The organism is Larkinella ripae, assembly GCF_054780775.1.
Genome location: NZ_BAAGVR010000024.1, coordinates 216,489 through 232,050, shown reverse-complemented (window position 1 = coordinate 232,050; position 15,562 = coordinate 216,489). Strand labels below are relative to the sequence as shown.

The 15,562-nt window shown below is 54.9% G+C and carries 14 protein-coding genes; 6 read left to right on the top strand and 8 right to left on the bottom strand.

Translation table 11 applies throughout. The features are described 5' to 3' along the window. Positions 1–65 precede the first annotated feature (65 nt). Genes ACYVHX_RS19655 through ACYVHX_RS19645 form a run of 3 tightly spaced genes read right to left on the bottom strand, consistent with a single transcriptional unit; the run spans position 66 to position 1,858 of the window. The gene (locus tag ACYVHX_RS19655) at positions 66–470 is read right to left on the bottom strand and encodes a PIN domain-containing protein (RefSeq protein WP_460673386.1); all 405 of its coding nucleotides are present in this window, start codon (positions 468–470) and stop codon (positions 66–68) included. Beyond that, positions 467–718, bottom strand: coding sequence for a hypothetical protein (locus ACYVHX_RS19650; RefSeq protein WP_460673385.1), 252 nt, complete (start codon positions 716–718; stop codon positions 467–469). The genes ACYVHX_RS19655 and ACYVHX_RS19650 overlap by 4 nt, the downstream gene beginning before the upstream one ends. A gap of 57 nt (positions 719–775) precedes the next feature. Further along, entirely contained in the window at positions 776–1,858 is a 1,083-nt protein-coding gene (locus ACYVHX_RS19645) for a complex I subunit 1/NuoH family protein (protein WP_460673384.1), read from the bottom strand. Positions 1,859–2,043: 185 nt separating this feature from the next. On the opposite strand from ACYVHX_RS19645, the gene ACYVHX_RS19640 reads away from it, so the two are divergent. The 3 genes from ACYVHX_RS19640 (at position 2,044) to ACYVHX_RS19630 (ending at position 6,901) form a co-directional block, all read left to right on the top strand. Beyond that, on the top strand, positions 2,044–3,366 hold the full coding sequence (locus tag ACYVHX_RS19640) for a cryptochrome/photolyase family protein (RefSeq protein ID WP_460673383.1): 1,323 nt from the start codon (positions 2,044–2,046) through the stop codon (positions 3,364–3,366). A gap of 151 nt (positions 3,367–3,517) precedes the next feature. Beyond that, positions 3,518–5,818, top strand: coding sequence for a TonB-dependent receptor (locus tag ACYVHX_RS19635; protein ID WP_460673382.1), 2,301 nt, complete (start codon positions 3,518–3,520; stop codon positions 5,816–5,818). Positions 5,819–5,863: 45 nt separating this feature from the next. After that, positions 5,864–6,901, top strand: coding sequence for a DUF4249 domain-containing protein (locus ACYVHX_RS19630; protein ID WP_460673381.1), 1,038 nt, complete (start codon positions 5,864–5,866; stop codon positions 6,899–6,901). A gap of 1 nt (position 6,902) precedes the next feature. On the opposite strand, the gene ACYVHX_RS19625 is transcribed toward ACYVHX_RS19630, so the two are convergent. Continuing rightward, entirely contained in the window at positions 6,903–8,144 is a 1,242-nt protein-coding gene (locus tag ACYVHX_RS19625; RefSeq protein WP_460673380.1) for a lytic transglycosylase domain-containing protein, read from the bottom strand. A gap of 230 nt (positions 8,145–8,374) precedes the next feature. Between ACYVHX_RS19625 and ACYVHX_RS19620 the strand changes: the two genes are divergently transcribed. Together ACYVHX_RS19620 and ACYVHX_RS19615 are read left to right on the top strand one after the other, a co-directional pair. Beyond that, positions 8,375–8,785 carry a nucleotidyltransferase substrate binding protein gene (locus tag ACYVHX_RS19620; RefSeq protein WP_460673379.1) on the top strand — a complete coding sequence of 137 codons (411 nt, stop codon included), beginning with the start codon at positions 8,375–8,377 and terminating at the stop codon, positions 8,783–8,785. Beyond that, positions 8,775–9,116: a nucleotidyltransferase domain-containing protein gene (locus ACYVHX_RS19615; protein ID WP_460673378.1), complete on the top strand. Its 342-nt coding sequence runs from the start codon at positions 8,775–8,777 to the stop codon at positions 9,114–9,116. The genes ACYVHX_RS19620 and ACYVHX_RS19615 overlap by 11 nt, the downstream gene beginning before the upstream one ends. On the opposite strand, the gene ACYVHX_RS19610 is transcribed toward ACYVHX_RS19615, so the two are convergent. The 3 genes from ACYVHX_RS19610 to ACYVHX_RS19600 form a co-directional block, all read right to left on the bottom strand. Beyond that, positions 9,117–10,373 (bottom strand): MFS transporter, encoded by a 1,257-nt coding sequence (locus tag ACYVHX_RS19610; RefSeq protein ID WP_460673377.1) that lies wholly within the window; start codon positions 10,371–10,373, stop codon positions 9,117–9,119. It lies immediately after the preceding gene. Positions 10,374–10,456: 83 nt separating this feature from the next. Further along, entirely contained in the window at positions 10,457–11,038 is a 582-nt protein-coding gene (locus ACYVHX_RS19605; RefSeq protein ID WP_460673376.1) for a TetR/AcrR family transcriptional regulator, read from the bottom strand. A 77-nt stretch (positions 11,039–11,115) separates the two neighbouring features. Next, the gene (locus ACYVHX_RS19600; RefSeq protein WP_460673375.1) at positions 11,116–11,784 is read right to left on the bottom strand and encodes a DUF6624 domain-containing protein; all 669 of its coding nucleotides are present in this window, start codon (positions 11,782–11,784) and stop codon (positions 11,116–11,118) included. Between the two features lie 93 nt (positions 11,785–11,877). Here ACYVHX_RS19600 and ACYVHX_RS19595 point away from each other — a divergent pair, with 93 nt between their 5' ends. Further along, on the top strand, positions 11,878–14,871 hold the full coding sequence (locus tag ACYVHX_RS19595) for a S9 family peptidase (RefSeq protein ID WP_460673374.1): 2,994 nt from the start codon (positions 11,878–11,880) through the stop codon (positions 14,869–14,871). Positions 14,872–15,046: 175 nt separating this feature from the next. Here ACYVHX_RS19595 and ACYVHX_RS19590 read toward each other — a convergent pair whose 3' ends face one another. Further along, positions 15,047–15,427 (bottom strand): DUF1573 domain-containing protein, encoded by a 381-nt coding sequence (locus ACYVHX_RS19590; RefSeq protein WP_460673373.1) that lies wholly within the window; start codon positions 15,425–15,427, stop codon positions 15,047–15,049. Positions 15,428–15,562: the final 135 nt, after the last annotated feature.

Genomic DNA, 15,562 nt, shown 5'->3' with positions numbered 1-15,562 from the left:
TTAGGTACTTGTATCCGTACAACCGTTTCAGGACAAATAAAGTGCCATTATACCAGCAACACCTGCTATTCACTCCAGTTATCAACTGACAATCCGGGGACTCTATCAAAATGATTTACGTTGTTGGTCACCAAACTCAAATCATTGACGATAGCGGTCCCGGCAATCAAGATATCATTATGACCAATAATTTGTCCCTGTTTGCGTAATTCGGCAAAAATCTCAGCAGCGCACTGAGCACTTTCCTGACTAAGCGGAAGCACGGAATTCACACGAGCGAACTCCAGAAACCGATCCAATTGCTTACGGGCATCTTTGTAATAAAGTCCATTCAGAACTTCGTAATAAGTAACGACACTCAAGTGCAGGTAGCCATGCTCTCGTAAATAAGAATCTATTTTAGCCACAACCGAAGGATGGTTTCGAAAAAAATAAGACAGTGTATCGGTATCAATAATCGCTCGTTTCATAAATCAACCGCGCGGTTAAACAGATCGTCTCCGGTTTTCTTAGCTTCTTTTCGGAAATCCTCAAAATCCTCTTCGGACATATCATTCCAGCAACCTGCCAGGTTTAGAATGGTCTGCCGTGTCTCTTCTTTATGATGCCTGTCAGGGCTGAACTGGGCCAGAAGTTCGTCTACCTGTACGAGGTACTCAACAGGAATCAGGCTAAGTTTCTGCAAAATGGATTGATAGGTTTTCTCAGTAGGTGTCATAGCTGATCATTTTCCGGTAAACACATTTCGCATTCCTATTGGTTGCACGAATTTCTATCACACCATCAGCAGCCGCCAGATGCCGGAAATCAACAGCAGAATCAGGCCAACGGGCGTCAGCACTTTCCAGCACAGAAACATCATCTGATCGACGCGTACGCGCGGAAACGTCCAGCGAACCCACATCTGCACCAGCACGGCCAGCATGGCTTTGGCAAACAGCCAGAAAAAACCGGTGATGTTGCCCCAGGCCGTGCCCGGCAAACCGCTCGTCCAGTCGGCCAGCCGCAGCGGCCCCAGGTTGGGCAGGGGCGTATTCCAGCTTCCGAGAAACAAGATGGCCCCCAGAAAGGAGACGAGCAGCATCATGGCGTATTCCGAGAGCATCAGCAGGGCAAACCGCATCCCGCTGTACTCGGTGTTGTATCCCCCCACCAGTTCGGATTCGCCTTCGGGCAGGTCAAACGGCGCGCGGTTGCTTTCGGCCAGGGTCGTGATGAAAAAAATGACGTAGGCAATCAGCAGAAACGGGCTGCGAACGATGTTCCAGCTAAAAAAACCGCCCCAGTTGGTCACGTCAATATTCAGGAATTTCAGGCCAAACAAATAATTCGTTTCTTCCGTATAAATGCCCTGCTGAAAGCTCATCTCCTGCAAATTAAGCGTCTGCCCGATCATCACAACGCAGAGGATCGTCAGCCCCAGCGGTATTTCGTAGGAAACAATCTGGGCCACCGAGCGCATGGCCCCCAGGAGCGAATACTTGTTGTTGGAACCCCAGCCCGCCATCATAATTCCGATCACATCGACCGACACAATCGCCATCAGGTAAAAAACACCGACGCTGGTGGTGGCGCCCTGCAAATCGGGCGTCAGGGGCAAAACCGCATACCCGGCAAAAATCGACGCAAAAATGATCATGGGCGCCAGCAGAAACAACCGCCGGTCGGCGGCCTGGGGCACAATGTCTTCCTTTTGCAGCAGCTTCAGCAAATCCGCAATCAGTTGCAGCAACCCGTATTTGCCTACCTCCATCGGGCCCAGCCGGTCCTGGATAAACGCCGAAACCTTTCGTTCGAGGTAAACGCCAATGACCACAAAACTAACCGCCAGAACTAAAGATATCGGAAGAGCAAGCATAGTTGTACCACGGACCGGCGGGCGCTCCCGTTTCGTCCGTGTTTGATTCTGAGAAGATTTCTCCGGCTTCCGCCGAAAAACCGTATTGACTTTCAAATATAGATACGGCTGACTAATATCACGGGCAAAAGTCCGGGGCACCGTAACATTTTCGTTAAACCGCCCGTTGCCCGAAGAAAAACCGTATGCCTGAGTCTGCCAAAGAACCCATCGCCCTGTTCTGGTTCCGCCGGGATTTGCGCCTGCCCGACAATGCCGGGCTCTACCACGCACTCCGGAGCGGTTTGCCGGTTTTGCCGGTTTTTATTTTTGACCCAGCCATCCTCGACGCACTGGACGATCGACACGACCGGCGGATAACGTTCATCCATCAGACACTTCTGGCCCTGCAAATCGAACTGCGGGCGCTCGGCACCACGCTGATCGTGCGGCATGGAAACCCGCTGGACGTGTATAAACAACTCCTGACCGAGTTTGATGTTCAGGCGGTTTACGCCAATTACGATTACGAAGTATACGCCAAGGAACGCGACAAGGCCGTGGCCGAACTGCTGGCCGAAAACGGCGCGACGTTCGGCCCGTTCAAAGACCAGACGATCTTCGACCGCGACGAAGTGCTGACCGCCAGCGGCACACCGTATACGGTTTTTACGCCCTACAGCCGCACCTGGCACCGCAACCTGACGGACTTTTCGCTTAAAGCCTATCCCACCGAGCTGTATTTCGGCAACTTCCTGAAAACCGGTGCGCGGCCCATCCCGGCGCTGGAAGCGATTGGTTTCAAACCGGCAGACGACCTTTTCCCGGAAAAAACCGTGGTCCCCGAATTGCTGAAACAGTACCCCGAAACCCGCAATTTTCCGGCGCTACCGGGAACGAGCGAACTGGGCATTCACCTGCGGTTCGGAACCATCAGCATTCGGGCACTGGCGCGGCAGGCCCGCGAACACAACGGCACCTTTCTGAACGAACTGGTCTGGCGGGACTTTTATTTTCAGGTGCTCGACCATTTTCCACACGTCGAAAAAAAGGCCTTCCGACCCGCCTACGACCACATTCTCTGGCGCAACCACGAAGGCGATTTTGAGCGCTGGTGCGAAGGCCGAACGGGCTATCCGATTGTGGACGCCGGGATGCGGCAATTGAACGAAACCGGCTGGATGCACAACCGCGTCCGGATGATCACGGCCAGTTTTCTCTGCAAACACCTGCTGATCGACTGGCGCTGGGGCGAAGCGTATTTTGCCCGTAAACTTCGCGATTACGACCTCTCGGCCAACAACGGCGGCTGGCAGTGGGCGGCCGGTTCGGGCACGGATGCGGCCCCGTATTTCCGGGTGTTCAACCCCACCTTGCAGGCCCGAAAATTTGATCCCCAGAGCGCGTACATCCGGCGCTGGGTGCCTGAGTTCAACACGCCCGACGAACGCCCGCCGATGGTTGAGCACACCCTGGCGCGCAACCGGGCCATCGACGTTTACAAAAAAGGCTTGGCGCGCGGGCAATAGCGTCAAAATAGTATTCATAAAATTGTAACTTGGATCATTCCAACGCCCGGGCCGCTTTTGTTGTCTATACGAATACAACCCCAGAACCGATTGCATGCGTAACTTGTACCTTTTCTGTCTTGTCTTCTTTTTTGGTAGTTTTCAGATACTTGTGGCTCAACGGGTTACCCTCAGCGGCACCGTCATGCGGGCGGACACCAGCCTTCCCGTAGTGGGGGCCAGCCTGTTCGTAACAGAATCCGGCGCCGGAACGACCACCGATGAGCAGGGGCGGTTTTCGTTTTCGCTGCGACCCGGTTCCTACCACATCAACCTTTCCGCCGTCGGTTTCAAATCCGACCGTCCGTTTATTGTCGTCAACGCCAACCGAACGGCGGTTTTCAAACTCATCTCCCAAACGTTCGAACTCGACGAAGTGGAGGTTCGCGACCGGCGCGCCGATCAGAACGTCAAGGACATTCGGATGAGCCAGATTCAGCTCGATGTCCGGCAACTCAAAAAAATGCCGGTCGTTCTGGGCGAACCGGACATTCTGAAAGCCCTCACGCTCCAGGCCGGTGTTTCAACGGCGGGCGAAGGCGCGGGCGGTTTCAATGTGCGCGGGGGGCGTACCGACCAAAATCTGGTGCTGCTCGACGGGGCACCGATGTACAACACCTCGCACTTACTCGGTTTTTACACCAACATCAGCGCCGACGTGGTGCAGGACGTCAACCTCTACAAAGGCAGCTTTTCGTCGCAGTACGGCGGCCGGATTTCGTCCTTGCTGCTGGTCAACACCCGGAGCGGCAACAGCGAACGCTGGCGGCTCTCGGGCGGCATCAGCCCGGTCAGCGGACGGGTGATGGTCGATGGCCCGATCGCCAAAGGACTAACGCTGATGGCGGCCGGTCGGGTGGCGTATCCGAACTGGATTCTGAAGTCGTTTCCGGAGCGCAGCACGGCCAAAGAAAGCCGGGCGTTTTTCTACGACGGCAACCTGAAACTCAACTACTCGCCCAACGCGATCAACACTTTTTCGCTCTCGGCTTACCGCAGTGCGGATCATTTCAAGTTCCCGGGCGACACCACCTACGGCTGGCAGTCGAACGTGGTGTCGGGCCGCTGGAGCAGTCTGCTGCGCCCGAATCTGCAACTGAACGTCAACGCTTTATACAGCGGTTACCAGTATCATGTCGATGGAGAAACCGCAGGCTACACGTTCCGGCTGACTTCCTACATTCAGCACCGCGAAGCCAAGGCCGACCTGTTTTACACCCTGTTCGAGAAACACAAACTGCAGGTCGGGGCCAACGGCATTCTGTACCGGATTCAGAAAGGCGATCAGCAACCGACGGGCAATCCTTCCAGCATCAACCCCAAGCAGCTCGAACCCGAAAACGGCCGTGAGCTGGGTGTGTATGTCAACACCGAGTGGACCCTGACGCCCGCCATGACGGTCCAGGCCGGTTTGCGGTATTCGTCGTTCGGTCAGGTGGGGCCGCAGACGGTGTACCGGTACGCCGGGCAAGTGCCCCGCACCCCCGAAACCGTCGTCGATTCAACGGTTTACGGCTCTGGAAAACCCATTCAGCCCTACGGCGGTTTTGAACCCCGGCTGGGGATACGGATGCAACTCGCGGAAGATTTGTCGCTGAAAGTGAATTACAGCCGTAACCGGCAGTACATCCACCTGATTTCGAATACGACGGCCATCACCCCCTCGGATTTCTGGAAAGTCAGCGACGCGTTCGTGCCCGCGCAGGTGGCCGATCAACTGGCCGTCGGTTTTTTCAAGAACCTGAACGACAATGCCTTCGAACTGGCCCTTGAAGGCTATTATAAAAACATCGATAACCTGGTGGAATACCGCAACGGCGCGACGCTGCTCCTGAACGAGCGACTGGAAACGGATTTGCTGCGGGCGCACGGCAAGGCCTATGGTATCGAACTGAGCGTGGCCCGAAACCGGGGCAAACTGACGGGGCAATTCAACTATTCGTACGCCCGCTCGCTGGTGGCCGTGCAAACGCCGTTCAGTGAGTTGCAGGTCAACCGGGGCGAGTGGTACCCGTCGAATTTCGACAAACCGCACAACCTGAACATTCAGACCCGGCTGGCCATGCGCTACAACTGGACCTTTACGACCAATTTTGTGTACAGCACCGGCGTTCCGGCCACGTATCCCGACGGTCAGTACGTGTTTGCCAACCAGCCCACGCTGAATTATTCCAGGCGCAATGCCGACCGCATTCAGGACTACCACCGGCTGGATCTGGCTTTTTCGAAGGACACGCGCCTGAGCAACCGCCAGACCCGCTACAGCATCTGGACCATCGGTTTGTACAACGTGTACGCCCGCAAAAATCCGTATTCGGTGTATTTCAACCGCGCGAATTCGCGGACCGATGCCTACCGGCTGGCGGTTTTTGGCACCATCATTCCGTCGGTTGCCTACAATTTTCATTTTTAAGCAAAGCCTTTCACCCGGTTTTTAAAGACCGGCCAGTTATACCCTATGAAACGAATTATGCTGTTCTGGGCCCTTGTCAGCCTTTTTTCTTCCTGCATCGATCAGGTCAGCCTGCCGATCCGGAACGAGGCCCCGCAACTGGTGGTCGATGGCCTGATCACAAACGAAAAACCGCCTTACAGCGTCCGGCTTTCGTATTCGGGCAGCTTTGTTTTCGGCCAGGAAACCCCGCAGGATCAGACGATCAGCAACGCAACGGTGACGCTCAGCGACGATGCGGGCCGTTCGACGGCGATGCGTCACGATCCGTTCAAACCCGGTTTTTACCGAAGCACCGATTCGTCCTTTATCGGTCAACCGGGCCGCACCTACACGCTCCACATTCGGCTGGCCGACGGCAAAAGCTACGTTTCCGCGCCGGAAAAAATGCCCGCCAATCCGGGAATCGACAGCGTTTACGCCCGGTTTACGCCCACCGAAAGCATAACCCTCCCCTACCAGTATTACTTTTACGCCGACATCACCGACCCGGCCACCGAAACCAATTATTACCGCTGGACGGCCTACACCTACACGAGCCGGATTGCGGTCGGTATTCCCTGTTGCCTGGGCTGTCCGGGACGCTGTTACGACCGCTGCTGGCTGCAATACGCCAGTCAGGATGTGAATATTTTGTCGGATCAGGGCGTCAACGGAAATCGGCTGCCCCAACGGCTGGTGATGCGCTCGCCCATTTACAATCCCGGTCCCACGCTGGTTGAGGTGCAGCAGTACTGCCTGACGCCCGCAGCGTACCAGTTCTGGAAGCTCTACAAGGAGCAGCAATCCCGCACCGGCACCATCTTTGATCCGCTACCGGCTTCCGTTATTGGCAATATTTCAAACGTGAACGATCCCGAAGATCGGGCTTTGGGTTTTTTCGGCGCGTCGGCGCTGGTGCGCAAACGGTTTCGGGAGCAGGGCAACGACACCTACGGCCCGGCGATTTACGGTTTTATCAGTTCGATCATCGTTCCGCAGGGCGATTGCCGCGCTACCTACGGGTATCAGTCCCCCATAGTCGAACCGCCGGGATGGCAGTGATTTACAACACTTTCCAACTCACCATCCAGCTTCGTCCACCCGGTTTTTGCTGATCGGCTTTCGGCAGTGGCACACCCGCCAGACCGGTTTGCGGATTGAGGCAAATCAGCGTCAGTTTATACGGCTGCTGGGTGGCCGAAACCAGTCGGGTCGACCGCAGGAATACCTGGCCGGATCGCGGATCAATATCGTCAACCACGGCGAACAAAACATCGTCTTTGCCCAGCGGCTGGTCACCGATCTGCGTCGCTTCCGTCACTTTAAACTGCCAGGTTTGGCCGATCGCCATTTTGCCCGGCTTAACGAGCTGGGTCTGTACATCGCCTTTGAACAACACGGACGGCACGGTTTTGGACCGCGACAACGCCCCCAGCAAACTGTCGACCGAGGCACTTTCAATCCGCAGCTCCAGATTTTCTTTGGTTTCGATGGCGAATCCGAGCGGTTCCGGTTCTTCGGTCGGGATGATGCCTTTGGCGATGGCTTCCGCGCGCTCCCGTTCGTAGGAATTACCCGCCGACGCCATCAGGTTGCTGGTCAGGTATTGACCCGGAAACTGGAAAAACTCCTTGACCGCCACGATTTTGTAAAGGTAGTCGCTCGTTTCCTGATTCATCGACAGGAAGTAGTAGTTGGTTTCGCGCTGTTTTTTCATGTGCGACTGCATCCGGCCAATGCCGCCGTTGTAGGCAGCCGCCACCATCGTCCACGAACCCAGGTTGCGGTGCAAAATCCGCAGGTACCGGCAGGCTGCGTCGGTCGATTTCAGCAGGTCTTTGCGCTCGTCCACCTGGTCGGTAATTTTCAGCCCCAGTTCCGATGCGGTTTCGGGCATGAGTTGCCAGTAGCCCATCGCTCCTTTGCGCGAAACCGCATCGGCCTTCAAGCCGCTTTCGACCACCGCCAGGTATTTGAAATCGTCGGGAATCCGGTGTTTTTTCAGGATGGATTCGATAACCGGAAAATACTGCGCGATGGCCCGACGGCGGAAATTGATCAGGTGGTTCTGCGACGATACATTCCGCATCAGCGCCATCGACAGGTTATGCGCCACGGCCCCGCTTTCCACCGGAACCAGCTCCCCGCAAAAATTGACACCCGCCGGTTTGGACACCGGCACCGTCCGGGTAGCCGGTTTTCGCGGCATGTTCCGGGCCGAACGCTGCGCCAGCGCCGTCGTCGCGACGGAGAGAAAAAGAAGACTAATCAGGGTACTCGAAAAAAAGAAACGTTGTTGCTGCACAGACCTATAACCTTGGTTGTCAAACAGAAAACGTTCCCAGCCGATTTTGGGTTTCTATTGGACCCGGTTTTTAGTAAAAGGTTACGGATCGCCCGGCACCTGAACCCGTTTGATCAGAATTTAAAATCCGGCTGGGCGACTGCACTGTTTCGAAATACCGTTATTTTTGCCAAATACCATGCTTCACTGACATCCTGTCATTTGTAGCAGACGCATTAGGCGGTTACCCAATGGAAAACAACGATGTTCGCTGGAAACAACGATTCCAGAATCTAAAAAAGTCCCTGACGCATCTGGAAGCCGCACTGGCTATCGAAGAACCTGATTTTCTGCAAAAAGCCGGGATCATTCAGCTTTTTGAAATGAGTTTCGAGCTTTCCTGGAATGTGATGAAAGACTATCTGGAAGAGCAGGGCTTCATCGATGTTAAATCACCCCGGAGCGCGCTGAAAAAAGGGTTTGAAATTGGTCTTATTGCCGATGGACACAGTTGGATGGAGTTATTAATCGATCGAAATCTAACCGCCCATACGTACGACGAAGCAAAAGCGACTGAAGTAGAACACCTGATCCATCACAAATACTTTCCGTTATTAAAAGAACTGTATACCGGTTTTCAACAAAGACTTGATGCAAACTAGATTTGGACTTCAGGAGAAAGACCTTCAGGCCATTCTTGAGGTATTGGGGAGACAGCCTGAAATCGAAAAAGCGTATTTATTTGGTAGCCGGGCCAACGGAAACTTCAGGAACGGTAGCGACGTCGATCTTGCCTTAAAAGGCCGGTTGCTCGATTTAGGGATTATTAACCGCATCAATTACCTCCTGAACGAAGAAAGTATACTGCCCTATCGTTTCGATCTACTGAACTACCACACCCTTACCAATCAGGCATTAATTGACCACATCGACCGGGTAGGTGTCGAAATTTATCGCAACCTGAACCCGTTTGATCGGGATTTAAAATCCTGATCAAACGGCAACTTCTTTCGCGGCTTCGGCCGCTTGCTTTTTCGTCACATCCCGGTTAATGATGTACATCATCACAATCGTAAGCGCCATCGATGCGGCCACAATGTACCCCAGCAGACTGTAGCGCTCCAGGGTCCCGTCGGCAGCCTGCACAACAATCAAACCCGCCACCATGGAGGCAATGCCGCCGGAAATTTGCGACACCGACGAATTGATACCCATGTAAGCGCCCCGGTCCTGCGGGTCCGGAACGCCCGAAACCAGAGTTCCCGACGACACCATCCGCGCCGAAATCCCGGCAAACAGCAAGACGTTGATGAGCATGATTTGCCAGAGCGGAGTGAAGCCCAGGTTGCAGTAGATAACGGTAATCACCATGCCCCACAGGGACGCGTAGAGAAACAAGGGGAATTTTCCGATCTTATCACTGAGTTTCCCGGCGAAAGGCCCGATGATAATGGCCGAAATCCCGGTCACCATGTAGATCAGCGGCAGGTCGGTTTGCGAAATGCCCAGGTTGTGAATGGCAAACGCGCTCCCGAACGGCATCAGCATAAAACCGCCCGTAGCCAGCAAAGTGGTGCTGGCAAAACCGCGCAGATAGCTCGGCCGCGAAACCGTATGCAACAAATGCTGAAACGGATTTCGCCCGGATTTGACTTGCAAATGCGCGTTCACCGGTTTCATGTACAGCACAATCGCAACGCCGACGATGACGCTCACGGCCACAATCAGAAGAAACGGCGCGTGCCAGCCCAGACCATTGGCCAGGTACAGACCCAGCGGAATACCCAGCACCTGACTGGCGGCAAAGGCCGTCTGGACAATGCCCATCACCCGGCCGCGCACCTGCCAGGCAAACAAATCGGTGATGATCGCAAACCCGATCGAGCCAATGACCCCACCGAAAATACCGGTAACGATGCGGGCAATCAGCAGAAAGTGGTAGTCGGGTGCGATGCCGCAAAGCAGCGTGCCGACGACAAAACCGCTGTAAAAGAACAGCAGTAGGCTCTTTCGGTCGTACCGATCGGCAAAACCGGCCGTCAGCAGGCCCGCGGTTCCGGCGCTGAAGGCATAGGCCGACACCACCCAGCCGAACTGCGCCGTCGTAATTTTTAGCTCCTCCATGAGTTGCGCGCCCAGCGGAGAAAGCACCATGAAGTCCAGAATAACCGTAAACTGAATAAACGCCAGCATGCCGATGATGGCTTTTTCGTAGCGGGTAAAGGCGGTTTTTTGTTCTGCGTTCTGCATACGTGGTTTCGGGAACTTCCTATCCGGTTTTGAAAGATCAGTAAGACCTGTCCGGTTTTCAAAACCGGACAGGTCTGGAAAATTCAGGGTTTTAACGCTTTCAGGACCAGCTTCAGGGCTTCGTTCAGCAACGCTTCGTCCAGCACGAACTTGCCCCAGCCCGGCGATTGGTGGAACTTAATGAGCTGATACAAAGGCGCAAAGGCGATGGACCAGTAGATCTCAATCGGCAGCCGGATCAGTTCGTTGCGCCGGATGGCGTTGCCGACGAAGGTTTTCATCACGGCCGAAAACGGATTGCGGGCGTCGCCCTGAAATTTTTCGTGGAAAGGCGAGTGCCGCATCTGCTCCATGAAATGCATCCGCAGCGGAAACCTCAGGCAGTAATCGGCCCGGTTTTGCCACTGAATGCGCAGCCCTTCTTCAAAACGCATGTCGGGATCAAACCCGTTCAGGGTGGCCGCGCTCATCAGCGCCATTTCCTCGTAGTAGATTTGCCGAATCAGATCCTCGCGGTCTTTGAAGTAGATGTAAATGGTAGCCGGTGATACGCCCGCAGCTTTCGCCAGTTTCTGCATGCTCAGGCCGTCAAATCCCTCCCGGACGATCATCTCCATCGCCTGTTCCCGAATCGCCAGTTCCTTTGCTTCGTCCCGTAATCGCATGCCACAAAAATAAACGAACGTTCTTTTATTTCCAAGGGGTCTGAACTCGGATTTCACAGATTAATCCGAGTTCAGACTTACAGCCGGAAACGTTGCCTGGCTTCTTCCATTGTCAACACCTTGTAGTCGACCTGAAGGCGTTTGGCGTTCTCCTCGACGGTTTGCGTAAAACCGGCTTTTTTCCGTCGGTCGTTCACGGCGGCCGGGTTTTCGATGGGCCAGATAAAGCATTCCTGCTTATTCTGATCGGCCTGGAGCGGGTAACAGGCGGCCTGGGTGCCGTAAAGCTGGGGTTTGCGCTGCTCCATCAACAGCCGATCCTGCATCATGGCCACCAGCGATTGCGGCAGCTCATCCGCCCGACCGGCTTTTTCGATGATGGGAAAATAAATGGAAATTTCCGGCGAATGCTGAATGATGTGCCAGGCCGCCACGTTGGTCGGTTTGCCCACCAGCGAACTTCCCGGATACCCGTGCGTCCTGATGATTTCTTTCACCCGAATCAGGTTCAGGCTGTCAATTCGGTTTTGATACGTCCAGAGCGTGCCACTCAGGTTCTCCTGAATCCGAAAAGCGGCCATCAGGCTGTCGGCCAGCCGTTTGTTCTTCGGAACTTCCATCATGTATTCCCGGTATTTCTGATCCAGCACATACAGACTGTCCAGTTCTTTTTTGAGCGGCAGATTGATTTGACCAAGGCCAATCAACGGCCCGGCGCAAAGCAGACACAGCAGATACGTTTTCATCAGCAGAAGTCCATTTTCTTGCATTTTACGGAGAATCGGACACATCGCCAACGTATTTTTCGTAAATTAGTCAGTTGTTAACCCGCTCCACCTATGAAGTTCCGAGCTTTTCGCTGGCTATTTTTTGCTCTTTCCAGTTTCTCCTTTGTTCTTGCGCAGGCCCAGAAACGTCCGCTGACCCACGCCGATTATGACCGCTGGCAAAGCGTCCGGTTTGAGAAGCACGCCAACAACGGCCAGTGGCTCAGTTACCAGATCGATCCGCAGGAAGGCGACGGCGTTCTGGAACTGGTCAGCGTACCGGCGGACTCAAGCCCGTCCGCCCAGTCTCGGAACAAAAATCAGCCGCAACTAGAAGCCAGTGCGGGCCAATCCAGTATCGCTACGAATCGCACCCAACCCGGACGGGTTCAAACCCGCCGGTACGTTTTTCCACGCGGTTACCTGGCGCAGTTTACGCCCGACAGCCGGTTTCTGGTCATGCGGCTGAAGGCGCCTTTCAAACTGACGCGCGAGGCCAAAAAGAAAAAAGTAAAAGCCGATCAAGTACCGAAAGACAGCCTGCTGGTGTTCAACCTTGAAACCGGCAGTCGGATCGGTTTTGCCAACGTCAAATCGTACCAACTGCCGAAAGACAGTGGCTCCTGGGCGGCAATTTTGCAGGAGCACCAGGACGTAAAAAGCGTTAAAAAAGACTCGCTGACGGCCAAACCGGCCAACCGTGCCCGTGCGTCGCTTTCGGGTAAAAAACTGAAAGGCGATGACCTGATTTTGCTGAATCTGGAAACCGGAGCCACGCAATCGTTCCGGTATGTGACTTACGTGACGGTTTCTGACAACGGCAACACGGTTTTTTACACGAAAGAAGCCGTCAACGATACGCTGAAAAAAGCGGGTGTTTTTGCGTTCGACACCCGGAAGCAAAACGAAATGCTGATCGACACCAGCTCGAAACGCAAGGTGTATAAAGGGCTGGCGGTCGATAAAACCGGGTCCCAGCTGGCGTGGATGGCCACCGCCGACAGCGCCGAAGCCGACGTGCGGGCGTATACACTCTACTACAAACGCTTGTTGCCCACGGCGCCCCCTAAATCCCGCAAACGGAACCGCCTGCCGGTTTTTGCGGGTCTGGCCGGGCAGATGGTCGTGCTGGCCGACACGCTCACCAAAGCCTATCCGAAAGGCTGGAACGTGAACGAATTCCGCAGCCCGACCTTCTCCGAAGATGGCGACCGGCTTTACTTTGCCACCTCCATTCTGCCGCCCAAACCCATCAAGGATTCGACGCAGCTGGACGAAGAACGGGTGAAGGTTGACATCTGGAGCTGGAACGACCCGACCATTCAGCCGATGCAGCTCAAGCAGTTGAAGCAGGAAAAAGAACGCGGTTTTCTGGCCGTCTGCGATCTGACTACCGGCGGCATCACGCAGCTGGGCAACCGCGACATGCCAAACGTGCAGATTGATCCGAAATTCGATCATCCGTACTGGGTTGGAACGAGCACTTTGCCGTACCAGATCAACAGCATGTGGGACCCCGGCCAGTCGGATTTGTATTTGATCAACGCCAAAACCGGGCAGAAAAAACAGATTGCCAATGACGCCCGGGTGTCGTACGCCCAGTTGTCGCCGGGCGGAAAATACGCCTGGTGGTACGACGAGCGCGATTCGCTCTGGCGGGCGTGGTCGATTGCCGACAGCAAACGGCTCGATTTAACGCGCGGCATTCCGGCCCGGTTTTTCGACGAAGAACACGATACGCCCGATTTACCCGGCAGCTACGGGGCCGCGGGCTGGACCCGAGACGACCGTTACGTCCTGATTTACGACCGCTTTGACCTCTGGCGCATCGACCCGACGGGGCAGGAAAAACCGGTAAATCTGACGGCGGGCTACGGGCGCAAAAACCGCATCCGGCTGCGTCGCGCCAACCTGGACCCGGACGAAAAATTCGTTGACCTGACCGGCGAGCTCTGGCTGACCGGTTTCTGGGAAAACGACAAATCCACCGGCATTCTCCGAAAACCGATTGCCAATCCAACCGCCGAACCGGTGGTGCTGACGCAGGGCAATTACCGGTTTTCTACCCTATCGAAAGCCAAAAACGGGCCAACGCTGACGTTCCACAAAGGCAACTTCCGCGACCCGATCAACCTGTATCTAACGGACACGACCTTTGCCGAACCGCACCAACTCACGCGCATCAATCCGCAACAGGACAGCATTCGCTGGGGAAGTGTCGAGCTGGTCCACTGGATGGGCAACAACGGCGTCCGGCTGGAGGGACTGCTGTACAAACCCGACGATTTCGATCCGAAAAAGAAATACCCGATGCTGGTGTATTATTACGAACGCAACGCCGAAACTCTGAATGACTACAAAGCGCCCGCGCCCAGCCGCTCGACGATCAATATGTCGTATTGCGTCTCGAACGGCTATCTGGTGTTCGTGCCCGACATTGTGTACACCACCGGGATGCCGGGGCAAAACGCCTACGATGCCATTGTTCCGGGTGTGCTGAACTTAATCGAAAAAGGCTTCGTAGACCGCGACCGCATCGGGTTGCAGGGCCAGAGCTGGGGTGGTTATCAGACGGCTTTTCTGGTCACGAAAACGAATCTGTTCAAAGCCGCGATGGCCGGAGCGCCCGTTGCCAACATGACCAGCGCCTACGGCGGAATTCGCTGGGGAACGGGCATGAGCCGGATGTTTCAGTACGAAAAAACGCAAAGCCGCATCGGCGGAACGCTCTGGGACAAACCGATGAATTACATCGAAAGTTCTCCTTTGTTTTACGCCAACCGCATCCAGACTCCGCTGCTGCTGATGGCCAACGACCAGGACGGAGCGGTGCCCTGGTACCAGAGCATTGAGTTTTATTCGGCCCTGCGCCGACTCAGTAAACCGGCCTGGCTGCTGGTTTACAACGGTGAAGATCACAACCTGACGCAGCGCCACAACTCCAAGGATCTCAGCATCCGGATGTATCAGTTTTTCGATTATTACCTCAAAGACCAACCCGAACCCGCCTGGATGAAGCAGGGCCGTTCGGCGGTGGAGAAAGAACTGGGAATTATGAAGTACTGATGGTTGACTTGTCTGAACCTGGATTGCAGGGATTAAACCGGGCCGCCGGCGCGGGATTCGCCAGGATTTAAACGATTCTACCCTTGCGCGGTGCAGATGCCGATCCATACAAAAAACCGGCCTGAAACTTCCCCGTTTCAGGCCGGTTTTTTGTATGGGCGGCTTGCCTACCGCTTTACTGCATCACTTCGCCCCGGATCGTCAGCACGCTGATTCCGCCTTCGGCGTTGGATTCGACGGTGACGGTTTTGTTGAACGTGCCGACGGAAGCCGCATTGAACGTGGCCTTGATTTTACCGGCTTTCCCGGGTAGAATGGCTTCTTTCGGGTATTCGACGCCCGTGCAACCGCAGGAACCGCGGGCGCTGCTGATGACCAGCGGAACCCCGCCGTTGTTTTCAAAGCTAAACTCGGCCACCACCGGTTTTCCCTGCTGGATTTTGCCAAAATCATGGGTGGTTTCCTCCCATTTGAAAACCGCCAGGAGCGAATGGGCAATTAAGACGCTTGCGGCCACCAGCCACAGGCAGGACGTGATAATCAGGATGCGTTTCATGGTGTTTTTGTGTAATGGTGAAAAAGAATTGTTTCAACGACACAAATCTACCGGCTCCGGCCACTGCGGGCTGTTAATGGGTAGCGAATGCTTGTTAACGAGATGTTAATGACTTGATTTTTACCGGTCAGACGC

Excerpts from the sequence above, each read along its gene's own strand:
- ACYVHX_RS19655 (WP_460673386.1), bottom strand. The coding sequence starts at position 470 with ATGAAACGAGCGATTATTGATACCGATACACTGTCTTATTTTTTTCGA.
- ACYVHX_RS19650 (WP_460673385.1), bottom strand. The coding sequence starts at position 718 with ATGACACCTACTGAGAAAACCTATCAATCCATTTTGCAGAAACTTAGC.
- ACYVHX_RS19645 (WP_460673384.1), bottom strand. The coding sequence starts at position 1,858 with ATGCTTGCTCTTCCGATATCTTTAGTTCTGGCGGTTAGTTTTGTGGTC.
- ACYVHX_RS19640 (WP_460673383.1), top strand. The coding sequence starts at position 2,044 with ATGCCTGAGTCTGCCAAAGAACCCATCGCCCTGTTCTGGTTCCGCCGG.
- ACYVHX_RS19630 (WP_460673381.1), top strand. The coding sequence starts at position 5,864 with ATGAAACGAATTATGCTGTTCTGGGCCCTTGTCAGCCTTTTTTCTTCC.
- ACYVHX_RS19620 (WP_460673379.1), top strand. The coding sequence starts at position 8,375 with ATGGAAAACAACGATGTTCGCTGGAAACAACGATTCCAGAATCTAAAA.
- ACYVHX_RS19615 (WP_460673378.1), top strand. The coding sequence starts at position 8,775 with ATGCAAACTAGATTTGGACTTCAGGAGAAAGACCTTCAGGCCATTCTT.
- ACYVHX_RS19610 (WP_460673377.1), bottom strand. The coding sequence starts at position 10,373 with ATGCAGAACGCAGAACAAAAAACCGCCTTTACCCGCTACGAAAAAGCC.
- ACYVHX_RS19605 (WP_460673376.1), bottom strand. The coding sequence starts at position 11,038 with ATGCGATTACGGGACGAAGCAAAGGAACTGGCGATTCGGGAACAGGCG.
- ACYVHX_RS19600 (WP_460673375.1), bottom strand. The coding sequence starts at position 11,784 with ATGAAAACGTATCTGCTGTGTCTGCTTTGCGCCGGGCCGTTGATTGGC.
- ACYVHX_RS19595 (WP_460673374.1), top strand. The coding sequence starts at position 11,878 with ATGAAGTTCCGAGCTTTTCGCTGGCTATTTTTTGCTCTTTCCAGTTTC.
- ACYVHX_RS19590 (WP_460673373.1), bottom strand. The coding sequence starts at position 15,427 with ATGAAACGCATCCTGATTATCACGTCCTGCCTGTGGCTGGTGGCCGCA.